20 protein-coding genes are annotated in these 17,357 nt (G+C 71.5%); 11 read left to right on the top strand and 9 right to left on the bottom strand.

Annotated features, from left to right (window positions below):
* Window positions 1–26: 26 nt before the first annotated feature.
* The gene (locus tag ACMCNK_RS17340; RefSeq protein ID WP_412737447.1) at window positions 27–521 is read right to left on the bottom strand and encodes a methylated-DNA--[protein]-cysteine S-methyltransferase; all 495 of its coding nucleotides are present in this window, start codon (window positions 519–521) and stop codon (window positions 27–29) included.
* Entirely contained in the window at window positions 518–2,059 is a 1,542-nt protein-coding gene (locus ACMCNK_RS17335; RefSeq protein ID WP_412737446.1) for a DNA-3-methyladenine glycosylase 2 family protein, read from the bottom strand. Before ACMCNK_RS17335 ends, ACMCNK_RS17340 begins: the two co-directional genes overlap by 4 nt.
* Window positions 2,060–2,339: 280 nt before the next feature.
* On the opposite strand from ACMCNK_RS17335, the gene ychF reads away from it, so the two are divergent.
* The gene (ychF, locus tag ACMCNK_RS17330) at window positions 2,340–3,425 is read left to right on the top strand and encodes a redox-regulated ATPase YchF (protein ID WP_412737445.1); all 1,086 of its coding nucleotides are present in this window, start codon (window positions 2,340–2,342) and stop codon (window positions 3,423–3,425) included.
* A gap of 36 nt (window positions 3,426–3,461) precedes the next feature.
* Window positions 3,462–3,629 carry an HAD hydrolase-like protein gene (locus tag ACMCNK_RS17325; RefSeq protein ID WP_412737444.1) on the top strand — a complete coding sequence of 56 codons (168 nt, stop codon included), beginning with the start codon at window positions 3,462–3,464 and terminating at the stop codon, window positions 3,627–3,629.
* Window positions 3,630–3,634: 5 nt separating this feature from the next.
* Here ACMCNK_RS17325 and ACMCNK_RS17320 read toward each other — a convergent pair whose 3' ends face one another.
* The gene (locus tag ACMCNK_RS17320) at window positions 3,635–4,174 is read right to left on the bottom strand and encodes a hypothetical protein (RefSeq protein WP_412737443.1); all 540 of its coding nucleotides are present in this window, start codon (window positions 4,172–4,174) and stop codon (window positions 3,635–3,637) included.
* A gap of 162 nt (window positions 4,175–4,336) precedes the next feature.
* On the opposite strand from ACMCNK_RS17320, the gene ACMCNK_RS17315 reads away from it, so the two are divergent.
* Both ACMCNK_RS17315 and ACMCNK_RS17310 read left to right on the top strand, forming a co-directional pair.
* Window positions 4,337–4,867, top strand: coding sequence for a DUF1697 domain-containing protein (locus ACMCNK_RS17315; protein ID WP_412737442.1), 531 nt, complete (start codon window positions 4,337–4,339; stop codon window positions 4,865–4,867).
* A 139-nt stretch (window positions 4,868–5,006) separates the two neighbouring features.
* Window positions 5,007–5,966, top strand: coding sequence for a DUF4240 domain-containing protein (locus tag ACMCNK_RS17310; protein ID WP_412737441.1), 960 nt, complete (start codon window positions 5,007–5,009; stop codon window positions 5,964–5,966).
* 116 nt (window positions 5,967–6,082) lie between these two features.
* Here the strand turns inward: ACMCNK_RS17310 and ACMCNK_RS17305 are convergent, their stop codons facing one another.
* Complete coding sequence (locus ACMCNK_RS17305; RefSeq protein WP_412737440.1) at window positions 6,083–6,577, bottom strand: SRPBCC family protein; 495 nt, start codon at window positions 6,575–6,577, stop codon at window positions 6,083–6,085.
* Window positions 6,561–6,965, bottom strand: a complete 405-nt coding sequence (locus ACMCNK_RS17300) for an ArsR/SmtB family transcription factor (RefSeq protein WP_412737439.1) — start codon at window positions 6,963–6,965, stop codon at window positions 6,561–6,563. Before ACMCNK_RS17300 ends, ACMCNK_RS17305 begins: the two co-directional genes overlap by 17 nt.
* Window positions 6,966–7,297: 332 nt before the next feature.
* Between ACMCNK_RS17300 and ACMCNK_RS17295 the strand changes: the two genes are divergently transcribed.
* The 3 genes from ACMCNK_RS17295 to ACMCNK_RS17285 all read left to right on the top strand — a co-directional run bounded on the left by ACMCNK_RS17295 (window position 7,298) and on the right by ACMCNK_RS17285 (window position 9,961).
* Window positions 7,298–8,317 (top strand): G5 domain-containing protein, encoded by a 1,020-nt coding sequence (locus tag ACMCNK_RS17295; RefSeq protein ID WP_412737438.1) that lies wholly within the window; start codon window positions 7,298–7,300, stop codon window positions 8,315–8,317.
* A 73-nt stretch (window positions 8,318–8,390) separates the two neighbouring features.
* Window positions 8,391–9,218 carry a nucleotidyltransferase domain-containing protein gene (locus ACMCNK_RS17290; protein ID WP_412737437.1) on the top strand — a complete coding sequence of 276 codons (828 nt, stop codon included), beginning with the start codon at window positions 8,391–8,393 and terminating at the stop codon, window positions 9,216–9,218.
* Entirely contained in the window at window positions 9,215–9,961 is a 747-nt protein-coding gene (locus tag ACMCNK_RS17285; RefSeq protein ID WP_412737436.1) for a Type 1 glutamine amidotransferase-like domain-containing protein, read from the top strand. Before ACMCNK_RS17290 ends, ACMCNK_RS17285 begins: the two co-directional genes overlap by 4 nt.
* Here ACMCNK_RS17285 and ACMCNK_RS17280 read toward each other — a convergent pair.
* Together ACMCNK_RS17280 and ACMCNK_RS17275 are read right to left on the bottom strand one after the other, a co-directional pair.
* Window positions 9,946–10,311, bottom strand: a complete 366-nt coding sequence (locus ACMCNK_RS17280; protein WP_412737435.1) for a PH domain-containing protein — start codon at window positions 10,309–10,311, stop codon at window positions 9,946–9,948. The genes ACMCNK_RS17285 and ACMCNK_RS17280 overlap by 16 nt on opposite strands.
* A gap of 38 nt (window positions 10,312–10,349) precedes the next feature.
* A complete protein-coding gene (locus tag ACMCNK_RS17275; protein WP_412740891.1) occupies window positions 10,350–10,661 on the bottom strand; it encodes a pterin dehydratase in 312 nt (103 codons plus the stop codon).
* 184 nt (window positions 10,662–10,845) lie between these two features.
* Between ACMCNK_RS17275 and ACMCNK_RS17270 the strand changes: the two genes are divergently transcribed.
* Window positions 10,846–11,289: a (deoxy)nucleoside triphosphate pyrophosphohydrolase gene (locus ACMCNK_RS17270; RefSeq protein WP_412737434.1), complete on the top strand. Its 444-nt coding sequence runs from the start codon at window positions 10,846–10,848 to the stop codon at window positions 11,287–11,289.
* Here the strand turns inward: ACMCNK_RS17270 and ACMCNK_RS17265 are convergent.
* Both ACMCNK_RS17265 and ACMCNK_RS17260 read right to left on the bottom strand, forming a co-directional pair.
* Window positions 11,248–12,798, bottom strand: coding sequence for a long-chain-fatty-acid--CoA ligase (locus tag ACMCNK_RS17265; protein ID WP_412737433.1), 1,551 nt, complete (start codon window positions 12,796–12,798; stop codon window positions 11,248–11,250). The genes ACMCNK_RS17270 and ACMCNK_RS17265 overlap by 42 nt on opposite strands.
* Before the next feature lie 47 nt (window positions 12,799–12,845).
* Entirely contained in the window at window positions 12,846–14,012 is a 1,167-nt protein-coding gene (locus ACMCNK_RS17260) for an acyl-CoA dehydrogenase family protein (RefSeq protein WP_412737432.1), read from the bottom strand.
* Between the two features lie 68 nt (window positions 14,013–14,080).
* Between ACMCNK_RS17260 and ACMCNK_RS17255 the strand changes: the two genes are divergently transcribed.
* The 3 genes from ACMCNK_RS17255 to ACMCNK_RS17245 are packed head-to-tail and all read left to right on the top strand — an operon-like array spanning window position 14,081 to window position 17,261.
* Window positions 14,081–14,746 carry a TetR/AcrR family transcriptional regulator gene (locus tag ACMCNK_RS17255; protein WP_412737431.1) on the top strand — a complete coding sequence of 222 codons (666 nt, stop codon included), beginning with the start codon at window positions 14,081–14,083 and terminating at the stop codon, window positions 14,744–14,746.
* Window positions 14,743–16,179 (top strand): aldehyde dehydrogenase family protein, encoded by a 1,437-nt coding sequence (locus ACMCNK_RS17250; RefSeq protein WP_412737430.1) that lies wholly within the window; start codon window positions 14,743–14,745, stop codon window positions 16,177–16,179. Before ACMCNK_RS17255 ends, ACMCNK_RS17250 begins: the two co-directional genes overlap by 4 nt.
* Window positions 16,176–17,261: an alcohol dehydrogenase catalytic domain-containing protein gene (locus ACMCNK_RS17245; protein ID WP_412737429.1), complete on the top strand. Its 1,086-nt coding sequence runs from the start codon at window positions 16,176–16,178 to the stop codon at window positions 17,259–17,261. The genes ACMCNK_RS17250 and ACMCNK_RS17245 overlap by 4 nt, the downstream gene beginning before the upstream one ends.
* The last annotated feature ends 96 nt before the right edge of the window (window positions 17,262–17,357 follow it).

The following is a 17,357-nucleotide window of genomic DNA, read 5'->3' as shown; positions in this document are numbered from 1 at the left end:
GGCCGCGCGCGCCTGATGTGCCTTCATTAATGCCGTTCGTGATCGAGCAACCAGGTCTTCACATCGAGGCCCCAGCGATAGCCGCCGAGCGTGCCGTCGGTGCGCAGCACCCGGTGGCACGGCACGAACAGCGCGACCGGGTTGCGCGCGCACGCGGCGGCCGCGGCACGCACTGCCGCGGGGCGCCCGGCCAGGCGGGCGAACTCGGTGTACGTCACCGGCGTGCCGGGTTTGATGTCACGCATGACCCGCCACGCGTGGGCCATGAATTCGCCGCCGGTGCGCTGCTCGACCGGCACCTCGTCCAGCGCGGCCAGATCACCGTCGAGATAGGACCGGACCGCCGTGCTTACCGCGCCGAGTTCGGCGGCCGGCCGGGATTCCCCGGCCAGATCCGGGTGTACGAGGCTCAGCAGCGCCGTCACATCCGTGGTGAATCCGGCGGCGCGGACCGCGCCGTCGCCGCTGACCACGGCGGTGAATGCTCCGGCGGGGGTGTCCATCGTGCTGTGTCGCATCATGCGGACCTCCAGAGTCGCATCAGGGCGTACGAGCGCCACGGCCGCCAGCGTTCGGCGTGCGCGGCCAGGGCGGTGGGGGAGTCGGGAAGGCCGAGCGCGCGGGCGCCGCGCCGGGCCGCCAGGTCGGTGGGGAGCAGGACGTCCGGGTCGCCGATCGCCCGCATCGTCACGTAGCCCGCGGTCCAGGATCCGACACCGGGCAATGCGGCGAGCCGGGCCGCGGCCTGGTCCCGATCGGCGCCGGGGTCGAGGTCCAGCTCGCCGTCGGCGACGGCTCGGGCGAGCGCCCGGATGCTCTCGCGTCGCGCGACCGGCATCCGGAACGCGGAGTCGGGCAGCCCGGCAACCACCGCGGCGTCGGGAAAGGCGGCCAATCCGCGCTGCGTCTCGGTCGGCCGCGCCGCGTCGTCGGGCTGTGGCCCGGCGGGCTGCGCCTTGGCGCCCGGCAGCGGGGCGCTGCTGGTCGGCGTAGAAGGCGTGTCGGGCTGCGCTGTGGCGGCGGTTGGGGCCGGGGCGTGGGAGAGCAGGTGGGCCAGGGTGGTGCGGGCGGAGCGGACGCTGACCTGCTGGCCCACGATCGCGCGGACGGCGAGCTCGAAGCCGTCCACCGCGCGGGGGACCCGGATGCCCGGCTCCGCCTCGACCGCAGCGTGCAGCGCTGGGTCGGCGGCGAGCGTGGCGTCCACCGCCGCCGGGTCGGCGTCCAGATCCAGCAGGCGGCGACAGCGGGACACCGCGGGCGCGAGGTCGCGGACGTCGGCAAGGCTGAGGGTGGCCGAGACCCATCGATCGGCCGGGATCAGGGTGGCGGTGGCCGCCCCGTGCGGCAGGCTCAACCCCCGCCGGTACGTCGTGCCGTCGCACTCCTCCACCCCGGGCAGCGCGCGCGCCGCGAGGAAGCCGAGCAGGGCTGCCGCGTGCAACGGCGGCCGGTACGCCAGCCGCACCGTGATCGTGCCGGCCCCGGTGTACGCGGCCGGGCGCCGGGAGCGCAGCTCGCTGGGGGGCTGCGCGTACACCTCGAGGATCGTGTCGTTGAACTGGCGCACGCTGCCGAAGCCCGCGGCGAACGCGATGTCGGCGAGGCCCAGCTCGGTCGTCTCGATGAGGATGCGGGCGGTCTGCGCGCGCTGCGCGCGGGCCAGTGCAAGGGGCCCGGCGCCCAGTTCCGCGGTGAGCATCCGGTGCAGGTGACGCTCGGTGTATCCGAGGCGGCCGGCCAGCCCGGGCACCCCCTCGCGGTCGACGACGCCATCCGAGATCAGCCGCATCGCGCGGCCCACCACATCGGCGCGCACGTCCCACTCCGGTGAGCCGGGTGCGGCGTCGGGGCGGCACCGCCGGCAGGCGCGGAAGCCGTTGCGCTGTGCGGCCGCAGCGCTGGGGTAGAACGCGACGTTGGCCCGTTTCGGGGTGAGAGCGGGGCAGGACGGGCGGCAGTAGATCCCGGTTGTCTTGACGGCGGTGTAGAACCAGCCGTCGAACCGCTGATCGCGGCTGTCGACGGCCCGGTAACACCGCTCGAAGTCCAGCTCCATGCGGTCGAGTCTGCCCGCGTCCCGCCCGCGGGGCTGGCGGCTTTCGGACATCGCCATCACGGCCGCTCAGCCCTGCCAGGCCGGGACGGGCAGCGCGCGCCTGGCGGGAGGGAAGCGGCATGCGGTGCGTTCGTCATGCCGCCGATGATGCCGTGCGCCGCCGGCCGGGTCGGTGCCGAATTTCGTGCCTGTGGATGGCGTCAACCTGTGTTGACATTCGGATGGCGGTGGGTGCAACTCGCCGCATCCGGCGGTCGACGGGTCAGTAGACTGGCGCGTCGTGAGCCTCACCATCGGTATCGTCGGCCTGCCCAACGTCGGCAAGAGCACCCTGTTCAACGCCCTGACCAAGAACGACGTGCTCGCCGCGAACTACCCGTTCGCCACGATCGAGCCGAACGTCGGCGTGGTGGGACTGCCCGACGACCGGCTCCAGCAGCTCGCCGGCCTGTTCGGCAGCGAGAAGATCCTGCCGGCGCCGGTGAGCTTCGTCGACATCGCGGGCCTGGTCCGCGGCGCGTCCAAAGGCCAGGGGCGAGGTAACGCGTTCCTTGCCAACATCCGCGACGCGTCCGCGATCTGCCAGGTGGTGCGGGCCTTCTCCGACCCGAACGTGCTGCACGTCGACGGCAAGGTGTCACCCGGCGACGACATCGAGACGATCAACACCGAGCTGATGCTGGCCGACCTGCAGACCCTGGAGAAGGCGCTGCCGCGGCTGCAGAAGGAAGCCAAGCTCAAGAAGGACCGCGCACCGATGGTCACGGCCGCCGAGGCGGCGATCAAGCTGCTCAACGACGGCGTGACCCTCTACCACGGCGCCGCGGCCGCCGGCATCGACGTCGAACTGCTCGCCGAGCTGCACCTGCTCACCACCAAGCCGTTCCTGTATGTCTTCAACGTCGACGAGGCGGAGCTGGGCAACGCCGCGTTCCTCGACGAGCTGCGCGCACTCGTCGCCCCGGCAGAAGCGGTCTTCATGGACGCGAAGATCGAGTCGGAGCTGATCGACCTGCCGGAGGACGAGGCGCTGGAGCTGCTGCAGTCCACCGGCCAGACCGAGCCGGGGCTGCACCAGCTCATCCGCGTGGGGTTCGGGACGCTGGGCCTGCAGACGTACCTGACGGCGGGGCCGAAGGAGGCGCGGGCCTGGGTGATCCCGGTCGGTGCCACCGCGCCGGAGGCCGCGGGCGTCATCCACAGCGACTTCCAGCGCGGGTTCATCAAGGCCGAGATCGTCAGCTTCGACGACCTGATGACGGCGGGATCGATGGCGGCGGCCAAGTCCGCGGGGAAGGTCCGGATGGAAGGCAAGGACTACGTCATGCGCGACGGCGACGTGGTCGAATTCCGCTTCAACGTCTGATTCCGGTCCAAGCGCCTCACCTGGTAACACCACGGTATGGTCGCTGAATGGCCCAGAACCCTGATGGTCGGGAACTCGCTTCGCGAGGACGTCCTTGGAGCCCAAGCTGCGGGCTTGGAAGTTCTTCTGGATCGAGGAGACCACCACCGTGACGCCGACGTGCGACGGGTGCGATCACTCCACGATCTCGTGTTTGCCGCCTGACGTGCTCACGCAGGCTGGAACGGGCTGATCCAGGTCGAGAACCGCTCACCGAACTCCGCCTGCGCCGCGGCGACGATCGCCGCCGGGTCATCCGCCGGGGCGAGTCCGAACTGTTCGCGCAGCCAACTCACGTAGTCGTCGTGGCCGTCGCTGGGTTCGTAGTCCTCCTCGTCGCGTACGAAGAAGACCTCGTCCCAGTCGACCATGGGCTCGCTGTCGTGGCCGAGGAGCTGCAGCAGCTCCCGGAAGTTGCGCGCGATGACGTGACAGCCGCCCTCGCCTCCGAAGACCACGACCGGCACGGTGGCAGGGTCTGCACCGTCGTCGACGAGCCACAACGCATAGCTCGATCCGTCCTGGCCGGCTTGTGCGAAGGCGATGAGCCGGCGGAGGAACTCCGGGTCCGCCGAGAACCCGGCTGCCAGATCTGCCGTGTCGGCGTACTCGGTCAGTTCGAAGCCCTCGGCGAAGTACTTGCCTCCCATCCGGTCCTCGAACTTCTGGAGGAGATCGAGCTCGGGGAAGGGGGTGCGCTCGGTGCCCACGAAACCTCCGTGCGGGACAGTTGGGTCGGCCTGATCAAGAAGATATGGGATCCCGTCACGCGCGGCGGGTCGTTTCGCTGACGAAGGGGGCCGCCCCGATCATCGCGGACGCCCGGTCCCGGGTTGGGCACCTGGGCTGGGCCGCGGATCTAGGGTGGTGACATGACCCAGGCGGCAGTGGCGTTCCTTCGTGGGGTCAATCTCGGTGCCCGTAACAAGGTGCCGCAGCGTCCGCTCGCCGAACGCCTCACGGAGGCCACCGGCGCACCGGTGCGACACCACCTTCAGTCCGGCAATCTCGTGGTCGCCTCGCCGACCCCGCGGCTCGCGGAACTGATCCGGAAGTTGATCGGCGACGACACCGGGCTCGACATCCCGGTCATCGTGCGTACGGCCACCGAGCTCGCTGACGTGCTCGACGCGTGCCCCTGGCCGGACGACGATCCGCGCCGGGTGCACCTGTCGATGTGGGACGACAAGCACGATGCGGGTGACGCCCGCGCGATGGCGGCCGCCGACTGGTCCGGCGACGAGATCGTCCTTCACGGGCGTAACGCGTGGATGCGGTATGCCACGGCGTTTCACCAGGCGAAGCTCGGCAATCACGTCATCGAACGCCGGCTCGGGGTCGTCGCGACGGCGCGCAACGCGGACACGATCCGTACGGTCGCCCGCATGGCGGCCGAAGTTTGATGCGGGCCTGAGGCCAGACCGACAGCGAGTATCTCGGGCCGCCGACGCGGTATGTGCAGTTCAGCACGGGCGCCGACGAGTGGAGTGGTCAAGCGGGTAACGGCTGACTCCGGCGCTTCCGTTCTGGGACGCTCTCTTCATGGACCTGGACGAGTTCTGGGCTCTCCTGACGGTGGTGGGACCTCGCCCGAGCGATGAAGACTTCGAACGGTTGACCGATCGGCTGGCGACGCGCGGACCGGACGACATCTGCGCCTTCGAGGACCGGCTCGCGGCGGCGCTGTCCGCGCTGGACACCCCGGCCCACGCGGCCGCCGCCAAGGCGAACGGCGATTGGTTTCTGTACGTGCGGTGCGCGGCGGTCGCCGCGGGTCGCGACGCCTATGCCGAGGTTCTTGCCGAACCGGCACGGCTGCGACGGTTCGCGCATCGCGAAGCCGAGCTTCTGCTGGGCGTCGCCCAGCAGGCGTTCGAGCGCCGGACCGGGATGCTCTGGGAGCACGAGTCACCGGTCAGTTACGAGTCGGGCAGCAACGCCGCCGCGTGGGGCGAGCCCGAACCGTCGCTCCCCGAAAGGGTGCCGGAACCGCGGTCCTGGCTCCGGGTGCACGCAACGGTGTTCCGACGCGACGGCTGGCCGGCGGCCTACGTGCCGCTCGTTCGCCACGTCGGGCAGGTGATCGGCGCGGATCCGGCATGGGAAGCGTGGTGGTCGGCCGCCGGGATACCCGAATGCCAACTGTCGCTGCTGGAACACGAGACCGACGATTTCGGGCCTGTCGGCGTCACCGTCGCGGTCGGCCGTACCCGGATCGAGGCGACGGCCGTTGCGGTGTCCGCACCGTTTGCGAGTACGGAACCCGAGCAGTTGCTGCCGCGCGCCGTGAGTGCGGTGACCGGGCTGTTCGAGGCGGTCCGGGCCCGGTTGGACCTTGCCCCACCTCCGCCGGCACGCGTCACGGAGCTGCCTGTGGATCTGCCTGAGGGCCTCGAACATCCCATGGACCTGTCCGCGGTCGGGCCGGGCCGATTGCTCAGGGCGCTCGCGGGTGGTCTCGTGGCTCGTTTCCGTCGCCGGGGGCCGGGCGCGCGGTCCTGAAGGGGCGGGGCCGGCCCAGGCGCGACGATCCGCGCCGAAGCACCGGAAACGGCTCGTGCGGACACCGGGTCGAGGAACGGACCGCCCGTTGGCGGTCCGTTCCGGGTGAACGAGGGTCAGGCGAGCGACGCCGCGAGCTGTTCGAGGGCGTCCATCGATTCCTGCATGCCGCCCTCCATGCCGGAATCGATGACGGCGTCGCGGTCGGTGCGGCTGGGGTACTCGCAGAGCATCTCCATCCACGTACGGCCGTCGGTCTCGGTGAACGTCAGCGTGTTGAGGCTGGAGTGCTCCTCGGGGTGGGGAATGCCCTCGTACGTCTCCGTGCTGACCAGGCGCGCGGGCTCGTCAATCTCCCGGTACTCGCCGTGGAACGCAACCTCGAAGCCGCCGTTCGCGGTCATCACGAACCGCCACCGGCCGCCGACCCGCAGGTCGATCTCGGCACTGTCCACCGTGCCGCGCTTCCCGCCCCACCAGCGCTTGACGAGCTCCGGAGTGGTGTACGCCCGCCAGACGAGGTGTCGCGGCGCCTGGAACTCGCGAGTGATGAGGATCTGGTTGTCGGCCGGGAGCGCCACCTGCGCGGTGCCGCTAGTCGTCTGTGCCATCTGGGTGCTCCGCTTCCGTGAGGTAGTCCGTGTCGCTGTGGTGGTCGGATCGTGGGTCGTCGGATTCCTTGAGGTCCTCCAGGACGGCGTCCATCAGGTCGAACCGCTCGGACCACGCCCGTTCGTACCGGCGCAGCCAGTCGTGGAGGGGCTTGAGCGGGGCGGCGTTGAGCCGGTAGACCCGCTGCCTGCCCTCGTCGCGAACGCGGACGAGGTCGACCTCGCGCAGCACGCGCAGGTGCTTGGAGACCTGCGGCTGGGCGAGACCGAGCTGCGCGACCAGGTCGTTGACGGGGCGCTCGCCCGTGGCGAGCAGGTCCAGTATCTCCCGCCGGCGTGGCTCGGCGACCGCATTGAAGGCGTCCGTCGTGGTTGCTGCTCGTGCCATGCGGCCAATCATATACCCATAACGGAATGCGTCAAGCATGTCGCGGCGGGCCCGTGAGCGGCCGTGAATCCGCCGTATTATTCTCTTTTCCGGACAAAACGTCACCACCGCACACGCGGTGTGTCGGCTCGAACGGAAGCGACCGTTGGCGGTGTCAGATGTCCGTCCGTGACCCCGGCATCAGTCTTTCGGGTGTAGCCATTGATGGTGTCGTTCACCTTTTGAACAAGCACAATGTTTCTGTGCTTAACCAGACATCTAGTGATTACTGGCAGCATTACTTCGAAATGCCACCAAAGTCGTGGTGGGCACGGCTCCCGTTCGGCGTCCGCATGACCGCGGGCACGTGTGCCCTACTCGCCGCCATCGGGGGCAGCATCTACGGCATCGCCGCAGCATCCGACGACGAACCCTCATCCGCGCGCGCCGAGCCCGTGTCCCCGGCGGCCTCGGGTGCCGGCCGGCCTGCACCGTCCGGCTCCGCCGCGGCGCCCGGCAGCGCGGTGCCGCCGGGTGCGGCAGCCGCCCCCGGCACCCGGGCGGTCACGCCGGTCGGTGGCGGCGTCGGGGCCACCGCGGCACTCGGTGGGGAGCAGACCGGGGAAAACGCCGCCGGCGCGCCGATCGCCCGGGTGCCCAATCGCACGGTGACCACCGGCCCGCCCCGCAACACCGCGCCGCACCCGCAGGGCGGCGGCGGTCAGGCGGTCTTCACGCAGACGGTCAGGATGCGTACGGTCACCGAGCGCCGGATCATCCCGTTCCGGACGAGGTTCGTGCGGGACCGCTCGTTGCCGCGGGGACACGTGCGCGAGCGTCGCGCCGGGATGGCCGGGCTCCGCAGTCTGCGATTCCTGGTCACGTTCGTCGCCGGGCGGGAGACCCACCGGCGGCTGCTGGAGGCCGCGGTCACCCGCCAGCCTCGGGATCGGATCATCGCGGTCGGCAGCCGTGGGCACGGCGGGCACAAGCAGTGCCGCCGCGTCGAGTCGGTCATCTGCATTCCGGCTCCGCGCCAGACACCGTGCTCGGGCGACGACAACGGTCAAGGCGACCACCCGGACGACAACGGCCCCGGCCAGAACCACGGCGTCCCCGTGGGCACCACACCTCCGCCCCCGGCGCCCGCACCGACGCCCTCCCCGGCGCCCGGCGTGGTCGTGCCGCTGCCGAGCGGGATCGTGCTGCCGGTCCCGAGTGGTGGCGTTCAGGTCCCGGCCGGGGGAGTCCCCACGATCCCGGTGCCGGGCAATGGCGCCACCGACCAGCCGACGACAGGGAATCCGGCTCCCGTCCCGACCGTCTCGGCGGACCCCGTACCACCGAATCCGAGCCCGAACTCCTGCATGTGACGAACCGTCGCCCACCCGTGGGATTGGTGGTGCGTACGCCCGGGCGGCGCGAGAGGATGCCCGGGTGGCGGGGGTGAGCGACGCGCGGCTGGCGGAGGTGGCGGCACGCCTCGTACGAGTGGACGGTGTCGTCGGCGTCGTGCTCGGCGGCAGCCGTGCGCGCGGCACCCACTCCGCGGACTCGGACACGGACCTGGGGCTGTACTACCGGCCGCCGTTGGACGTCGCCGGGCTCGGCGTGCTCGCCCGCGAGCTGGCAGGGCCCGGGGCCCGGGTCACCGCCCCGGGGGAGTGGGGCCCGTGGGTCGACGGCGGCGCATGGCTCACCGTGGACGGTGCCGCGCTCGACTGGATCTACCGGGACCTCGGCCGGGTCGAACGTACCTGGGACGACGCCGAGCGCGGCCGGTACACGTTCCACGTCCAGGCCGGACATCCGCTGGGCGTCGCGGATTTCGCGTACGCGGGTGAACTGGCCCTGGGTGTCGTCCTGGCCGATCCGGGCGGTGAGCTGGCCGCGCTGCAGGCTCGCACCCGGCAGTATCCGCCCGCGCTCGGTGATGCGCTCGTGGCGGGTTTGTGGGAGGCGGACTTCCTCGTCGGGGTGGCGCGCAAGGCGGTGCCGCGCGGGGACGCCGCGTACGTCGCGGGCTGCCTGTTCCGGCTCGTCGGCGTGTGCACGCACGCCCTGCACGGGGCGGCCCGGCGGTGGCTGATCAACGAGAAGGGCGCGGTGTCGTCGGCGGCTGGTCTGCCGGGGGCGCCGCCGCGGTTCCGCGAGGAGGTGGACGGGCTGTTCGCGGTGGTCGATGGGGACCCGCTCCGGCTGTCCGCCGCGGTGGATGCGGCGCAGGACCTCGTGCTGGCCACCGCCGACGCGTGCGCCATGATGACGCGATGAGCGCCGACGAACCCACGATCCTCGCCACCAGCACCGGTTTCCTGCCGGGCCGCTTCGGTGCGCTGGACATGCAGCCGGGCCCGATCTTCGAGCTCGCCGCGGAGCTGGCCCACGCGGGCGCGCAGCCGCGGATCTGCCTGCTCGGCCAGGCGGCCGGGGATCAGGAGGCGCGCATCGGCGCGGCGTACGCGGCGTTCGCCAAGACCCGGTTCCGGATGTCGCACCTGACGCTGTTCCCGATGCCGAACGTGGACGACGTCCGCGCCCATCTGCTCAGCCAGGACATCATCTGGGTCGGCGGCGGCAGCGTGGCGAACCTCGTGGCGGTCTGGCGGGTGCACGGCCTGCCCGAGATCCTGCACGAGGCGTGGCAGTCCGGTGTGGTGCTGGGCGGGGTGTCGGCCGGCTCGATCTGCTGGCACATCGGCGGCAGCACGGACAGCTACGGGTTGACGCTGCGCCCGTTCACCGAGGGGCTGGGCTGGCTGCCGTACAGCAACGGGGTGCACTACGACGCCGAGGAGCAGCGCCGGCCGATGATGCACAAGCTGATCGCCGACGGCACCCTGCCGGACGGGTTCGCGACCGACGACGGCGCCGGGCTCGTCTACCGCGGCAGGCGGATGGCCGAGGTGGTGGCCGACCGCGACGGCGCCCGTGGGTACGAGCTGAAGCGCGCCGCGGACGGCTCGGTCACCGAAACCGCGCTGCCGACGAGGGTGCTCGACTACCCCGCGGCGTAGTGCAGGATCACGTTGTGCACGTGCTGGGTCTTCTCCGTGCCGCGGAACTCGACCTCGTACACGTGCGTGCCGACCGTGATCGCGATGGTGCCGGTCGAGAAGAACTGGCCGGCCCAGCTCTTGTTGCTGACCACGCTGACGCTGCTGACCTTCGAGTACGGGATGCTCGTGATCGCCACGCGCTTACCCACGAACGACTTGTCCTGGATGATGACGCGCCGGTTGGTCAGTCCGAGGAACCCGGTGCCCGCGCCGACCGCGTCGTAGACCGCGATGACCTGCTCGCCCTCCAGCAGCCCGCTCTCGATCTGCTCCAGCTGACCCTTGTTGTCGAAGACGACCTCTGCCATGGGGCTGAGCGTAGTGCGGCCCGGCCACCGTCGCGGCACTACGGACGGCCGACCACCGTACGGTAGGCATCCTCGATACGGGCCGCGAGCGTTACCTCACCGGCTGTGATTGCGGCGCCGTTCTGCGCGGCGAGGCAGATCTGCGTGTGACCGTCCAGGCGACGGATGTGCGGGCGGATGCGTAGGGTGTCGGCAGCGACCTTGATCCGCTCCGTCAGTGCAGCATGCTGGCTGTCGTCGCACACGAGGACACGCTTGAGCTGCACGCCGTCCTGGGTCCAGCCGCCCAGCAGGGTCAGCGCGTCGCTCAGGTAATCCGCGCACGCTGCCCGTGGTTTCCTGGCCCGCATCAGCCGCACCTCCTCGGCGTCGTTGCCGGCTTGTGGCCAAATCGTCGCCGTGTCGTCATGGTCGGTGCCCACAGTCTTGCCTTCCGCGTCAAGCGTGTCCACGCCCACATATCCGTGTTCTCCAGACGTTCAGGGCGGTCTCGGGCAACCTGAACGGTCAAGATTTGTGGCACGCTGTTTGCCCATGCCCCAGGAACGCCACGTCAGCAGCGCTTCATCACCCAGGGTGATCGTGGCCGCCGTTATTGTCATCGATGGCCGGGTGCTGGCGTGCGAGCGTTCCGCGCCGCCCGAGGCGGCCGGGCGCTGGGAGTTCCCGGGGGGCAAGGTCGAGCCGGGGGAGACCGACGCGCAGGCGCTCGCCCGTGAGTGCCGCGAGGAGCTCGGCGTACGGGTGCGGGTCGGCGCGCGGGTCGGGCCGGACGTGCCGCTGGCGCGGGGGCGGGCCGTACTGCGGGTGTTCGAGGCCGAGGTGCTCGACGGCGGGGTGCCGCGCGCGCTGGAACACAGCGCGATGCGCTGGCTCGCGGCCGACGAGCTGGACAGCGTCCCGTGGCTGCCGGCCGACGAGCCGATCGTCGCGGAACTACCGGCCCTGCTGGGCGGGACCGCCGAACGTCCGGCGTAGCTCGCGCTTGAGTACCTTGTGGCTCGGTCCCAACGGCAGGGACTCGACGAACCGCACCTGACGCGGGTACTTGTGCTTGCCGAGGCGTTCGCGCGCCCAGCCGGTCAGGTCCTCCTCGCTCACCCCGCCCGGATCCGCGACCACCACGGCGCAGATCTCCTCACCGAGCACCGCATCGGGTACGCCGATGACCGCCACCTGCACGATTGCGGGATGCCGGGCGAGCACCTCCTCGACCTCGCGCGGGTACACGTTGAAGCCGCCCCGGATGATCATGTCCTTCTTGCGGTCCACGATGGTGAGGAAGCCGTCGGCGTCCTTCGTGCCCAGGTCGCCGCTGCGGAACCAGCCCTCCACCAGCGCCGCCGCGGTCTCCTCCGGCCGGTTCAGATAACCCGCGAACACGTTGTGCCCGCGGATCACGATCTCGCCCAGCTCGCCCGGCGGCAGGAACTCGATGCGGTCCTCGACCTCGGGCCGGGCGACCTCCACCTCCACGCCCCAGATCGGGTGCCCGACCGAGCCCGCCCGGGCGCCGAACGCGGGCTGGTTCGCGCTGGCCGTCGGGGACGTCTCGGACAGCCCGTACCCCTCGTAGATGGGCGCGTCGAACGTCTCCCCGAACCGTTCCAGCACGGCAACCGGAAGCGAGGCGCCACCCGAGGCGCACAGCCGCAGCCGCGGCAGCTCCGGCGCCTTGGCGGCCGCCTCCAACAGCGCGATGTACATCGTCGGCACGCCGTGGAACATGGTGACGCCCTCGCGCACCATCAGGTCGATCGCCGCCTCGCCGGTGAAGCGGGCCAGCAGGACCAGCGTGCCGCCCAGGCGGAACGTGCCGTTCATGCTGACCTGGCCGAAACTGTGGAACAGCGGCAGGCAACCCAGCACCACGTCCGAGGTGTGCACCTCGTTGACGTCGAACACGCTGACGGTCGCGTTGAGCACCAGGTTCAGGTGGGTGAGCTGCGCGCCCTTGGGTTTCCCGGTGGTGCCACTGGTGTAGAAGACGACCGCGACGTCCTCGGCCTCGCGGGTCACGTATGTGGGCAGCGGCGTGACCGCGGCGGCCGCCTCCTCCAGCCGGGGCGGAGAGCCCGGCAGCCCGGCTGGCAACGGTCCCACGACGAGCAGCCGGGTGCCCGCGGTCGCGGCGGCCGCGGTGGCGTTGGCGAGCTGACTGGAATGCGCCACAAGCACGTCGGCGCCGCTGTCGCCCAGCACGAACGCGATCTCGTCCGGGGTGAGCAGCAGGTGCACCGGGACCACGACCGCGCCGGCGGCCAGGGCGCCGTAGTAGACGCGGGGGAAGTCCAGCACGTTCGGGATCTGCACCGCGACCGTGTCGCCGGGGCGGACCCCGAGCTCGCGCAGGCCCGCGGCGTACGCCCGGGCCTGCGCCCACAGCTCGCGGTACGTCACCCGGACGTCGCCGTCCACGACCGCGACCTTGTCGGGGTGGCGCCGGGCCGCCTCGGCCAGCACGGTCGCCAGGGAAAGTGTCGTCACGCGGGTCCTCCTCAGCTCTCGAACGAACCGGTCCCCCGTGAAGAAACTCAGATGAGTCCGACCTTGGTGTAGCCGCGGAGCAGGTCGCGGGCGATGATGAGGCGCTGCATCTCGTCCGTGCCCTCGTAGATGCGCATCAGCCGGACCTGCCGGTACCAGCGCTCGATGGGCAGCTCCCGGGTGTAGCCCATGCCGCCGTGGATCTGCAGGACCCGGTCGACCACGCGGTTCACCATCCCCGCGCCGTACAGTTTGGCCATCGACGAGGAATGCCGCGGGTCCTCGCCCTGGTCCACGATCCACGCGGCGCGCAGGCACAGCCAGCGGGCCGCCTCCAGTTCCACCTCCGAGTCGGCGAGCATCCACTGGATCGCCTGGTTCTCCCCGATGCGGCGGCCGAACGTCTCGCGGGTGTTCGCGTACTCGAGCGCCATGCCCAGGGCCCGCTCCGCGATGCCCAGCGCGTGCGAGGGGATCAGGTAGCGGCCCTTGCCGATCCAGGTCATGCCCAGCTCGAAGCCCTGACCCACCTCGCCCAGGATGTTGCGCTGCGGCACCCGGACGTCGTCGAAGACCAGCGACGCGGGGCCGCCCTCACCCATGGTCTGGATGAACTCCGACCGCCAGCCCATCGCCCGGTCCACCAGAAACGCGGTCGCGCCGCCGCGGCGGGCCCCCTTCTCCGGGTCGGTCACCGCCACGACGATCGCGAAGTCGGCGTCGTTGCCGTTGGTGATGAACGTCTTCTCGCCGTTGAGGACCCAGTCGTCGCCGTCGCGGCGCGCGCTGAGCTTGATGTTCGCGGCGTCGGAGCCGGCGCCCGGCTCGGTGATCGCGAAGCAGGAGATCCGGTCGCCCTCGATCGTGGGGATCAAGTACTCGCGCTTCTGCTCGTCGTTGCAGTGATACAGGATGTTGTCCGCCTCGCCACCGAAGTGGAACTGCACGAACGTCCGGCCCGTCTCGGTCACGATCAGCGACTGGAGCACCGCGGACAGGTCCATCCCGCCGTACTCCGCCGGGGTGCTCAGGCCCCAGAAGCCGAACTTCTTCGCCTTGAGCTGCAGCTCGCGCAGCTCGCCGGGCTCCAGCCCGGGCCGGTGGGCGCGCTCGCGGCGCAGCGCCTCCAGCTCCAGCGGCACGACTTCACGGGTGATGAATTGACGGGCGGTGTCGCGGATCGCGCGTTCCTCGTCGCTGAGCGAGAAGTCCATGTGCATAAACTAGCGGTGCAAGTTTTTCCGCGTCCAGACCGAGATCCGCACAGATTCAGGAGCACCGCATGGCCCGGCCCCGGCAGTCCCTGCTCACCCGGGAACGCATCGTCGAGGCCGCCGCCACCCTGGTCGACGCGGAAGGGCTCGAAGCGCTCTCCACCCGCCGGCTCGCCACCGAGCTGGGCGTACGCGGGCCCTCGCTCTACCACCACTTCCCGACCAAGAACGAGATCCTGGACGCGGTGGCCGACGCGGTCGTGGCGCGGGTGGACGTGTCGGCGTTCGTCACCCACGACTGGCATGACGCGCTGCGGCTGTGGGCCCGCTCGTACCATGCGGTGCTCTGCGCCCACCCGCACATCGTGCCGGTCCTCGCGCACGGGCCCGGCCGCCGCCCCGCCACGCTCGCCATGGCCGACACGGTCTACGGGGCCCTGATCGACGCGGGCTGGCCACCCGCCCGCGCCACCCACATCGGTGCGCTCATGCGCTATCTGGTGCACGGCTCGGCGCTCGGGTCGTTCGCCCGCGGCTTCGACGAGGACCCGGCAGTCTACGCGGAGCGCTACCCGCACCTGCGCCACGCCCACCTGCTCGCCGAGCACCAGCACAGCGTCGACGAAGGGGCGTTCGCGCTCGGCCTCGACACCGTCCTGACCGGTCTCGACCGGCTGTACCGATCCCTGCCCGGCCGCAAGGCCGCATCCCTTCCGAAAGGCACGCGACCGTGACGCTCAGCCCCGATGTCCTCCTCAGCCGCGACCGGATCCACGTCGGCGGGGCATGGGTCCCGCCCGCCTCAGGTGCGCGCATCGCGGTCGGGAACCCGGCCACCGGCGACCTGCTCGGCCACGTGCCCGCCGGGTCGGCCGCGGACGTGGACGCCGCGGTCGCGGCGGCCCGCGCGGCCTTCGACCGGTGGGCCGGCACCGGCGCCGCGGAGCGCGGCGCGGTGCTCACCCGGCTGCATGCGGCCTTGTCCGCCCGCTCCGCCGACATCGCCCGTACGGTCGGGCTGGAGCTCGGCGCGCCTCTGAAGATCGCGGCCGGAACGCACACCCGGCTGCCCCTGACCGTCCTGCAGGGGTACGCGGAACTGGCCGCCCGCCCCGCGCCCGCCGAGACGGTCGGGCACTCGCTGGTCGAACATGAGCCGGTCGGCGTGGTCGGCGCGATCACCCCGTGGAACTATCCGCTGCACCAGATCGTCGTCAAGATCGGCGCGGCGCTCGCCGCCGGCTGCACCGTGGTGCTCAAGCCCAGCGAGCTGACCCCGCTGGTGGCGTACCTGCTGATGGACGCGGCCGAGGAGGCCGGGGTGCCCGCCGGGGTGCTCAATCTCGTCCCGGGCACCGGCCCGGAGGTGGGCGCCGCGCTGGCCGCCCACCCGGACGTCGACATGGTCTCGTTCACCGGCTCCACCGCGACCGGGCGGGCGATCTCCCACGCCGCCGCGGACCGGATCGCCCGGGTCGCGCTCGAACTGGGCGGCAAGAGCGCCAACGTGATCCTCGACGACGCCGACCTGACCCGGGCGGTCAAGGTGGGCGTCGGCAACGCGTTCCTCAACTCCGGACAGACGTGTACGGCGTGGACCCGCATGCTCGTGCACCGCAGCCGGTACGACGAGGCCGTGTCGATCGCGGCCGCGGCCGCCGCGAAGTACCACACCGGGGACCCGTTCGACGAGTCCACGCGGCTCGGCCCGCTGGTCTCCGCCGCCCAGCGCGACCGGGTCCGCGGGCACATCGAGCGCGGCCTGGCCGACGGGGCCCGGCTCGTCGCGGGCGGGCTGCACGCGCCGGTGCCCGACCGCGGGCACTTCGTCCCCGCCACGGTCTTCGCCGACGTCGACCCGGACAGCGCCCTGGCCCAGGAGGAGATCTTCGGACCCGTGTTGTCGATCATTCCGTTCACCGACGACGATGAAGCGGTGACCATCGCGAACAACTCCCGTTACGGCCTGGCCGGCGGCGTCTGGTCGGCATCCGGGGACCGGGCGCTGGCCGTGGCCCGCCGGATGCGCACCGGCGCGGTCGACATCAACGGTGCCGCGTTCAACCCGGCCGCCCCGTTCGGCGGGTACAAGCAGTCCGGCATCGGCCGTGAGCTCGGCACGTACGGCGTGGCGGAATTCCAGCAGATCAAGGCGATCCAGCGGTGACGGCGTACGTCCAGGGCCTGGTCGTCCGGGAGCGCGGGGTGCCGCCGGCCGTCGCCCAGTTGCACCTGCCGGAGGTCGGCCCCGGCCAGGTCCGGGTCCGGGTCCGGGCGGCCGGGGTGTGCCATTCGGACCTGGCCATGCTCGACGGCACGCTCGCCCCGCCGCACCCGCTCGTGCTGGGCCACGAGGCCGCCGGTGAAGTGGTCGAGGTGGGTTCCGGGGTGACCCGGGTCAGTGTGGGCGCGCACGTGGCGCTCAACTGGTCGCCGGTCTGCCGTACATGCTGGTTCTGCACCCACGGCGAGCCGTGGCTGTGCGCCACCGCGAACGTGGCCGCGCTGGAGAACGGCATCACGCTCGACGGCGCGCCGGTGCACGTGACGCTGGGGCTGGGCGCGTTCGCCGAGCAGGTCGTGGTGCCGGAGAACGCGGTCATCGCCGTACCCGATGAACTGCCGTGGGAAAGCGCGGCGCTGCTGGGCTGCGCGGTGCTCACCGGGACGGGCGCGGTGCGCAACACCGCGCGGGTCGCCGCGGGCGACGCCGTGCTCGTGCTTGGCCTGGGCGGGGTCGGCCTGTCCGTGGTGGCGGCGGCCCGCGCCGCCGGAGCTGCCCAGGTCATCGCGGTCGACGTCGCCGAGAGCAAGAAGGCGCTGGCGGAGGCCGCGGGCGCGACCGAGTTCCTGGTCGCCGCGGACACGCTGTCCAAGGACGTGCGGGTGCGCACCCAGGGCCGCGGTGTCGACCATGCGTTCGAATGCGTCGGCAAGGCGGCGACCATCCGCGCGGCGTGGCGCGCCACCCGCCGCGGCGGCCAGGTCACGGTCGTCGGCATGGGCCGCGCCGACGACATGCTGCAGCTCAGCGCGCTGGACATCTTCACCTCGGCGCGCACCCTGCGGGCGTCGGTGTACGGCTCGGCCGACCCGGATGTGCAGATCCCGGAACTGGCCCGCGAAGTCGTGTCCGGGCGCCTGAGCGTGGACCATCTCGTCACCGACCGGATCGGTCTCGCGGACGTGCCCGCGGCGTTCGAGCGGATGGCCCGCGGGGAGGGGGCCCGGTCGGTCGTGGTGCTGTGAACCCGGTGTTCACCAGGGCTTCATGGGGCCGCAGTGGGCGCCTGTGACGGCGGGACCAAGGTCCCGCCGGGTAGGTGACTTCGGCCCGGGTGATCC

It is taken from the genome of Krasilnikovia sp. MM14-A1259 (assembly GCF_047159535.1).
Lineage (GTDB): Bacteria > Actinomycetota > Actinomycetes > Mycobacteriales > Micromonosporaceae > Actinoplanes.
The sequence above is the reverse complement of the archived record's forward strand: the minus strand, read 5'-3'. Positions and strand labels throughout refer to the sequence as shown.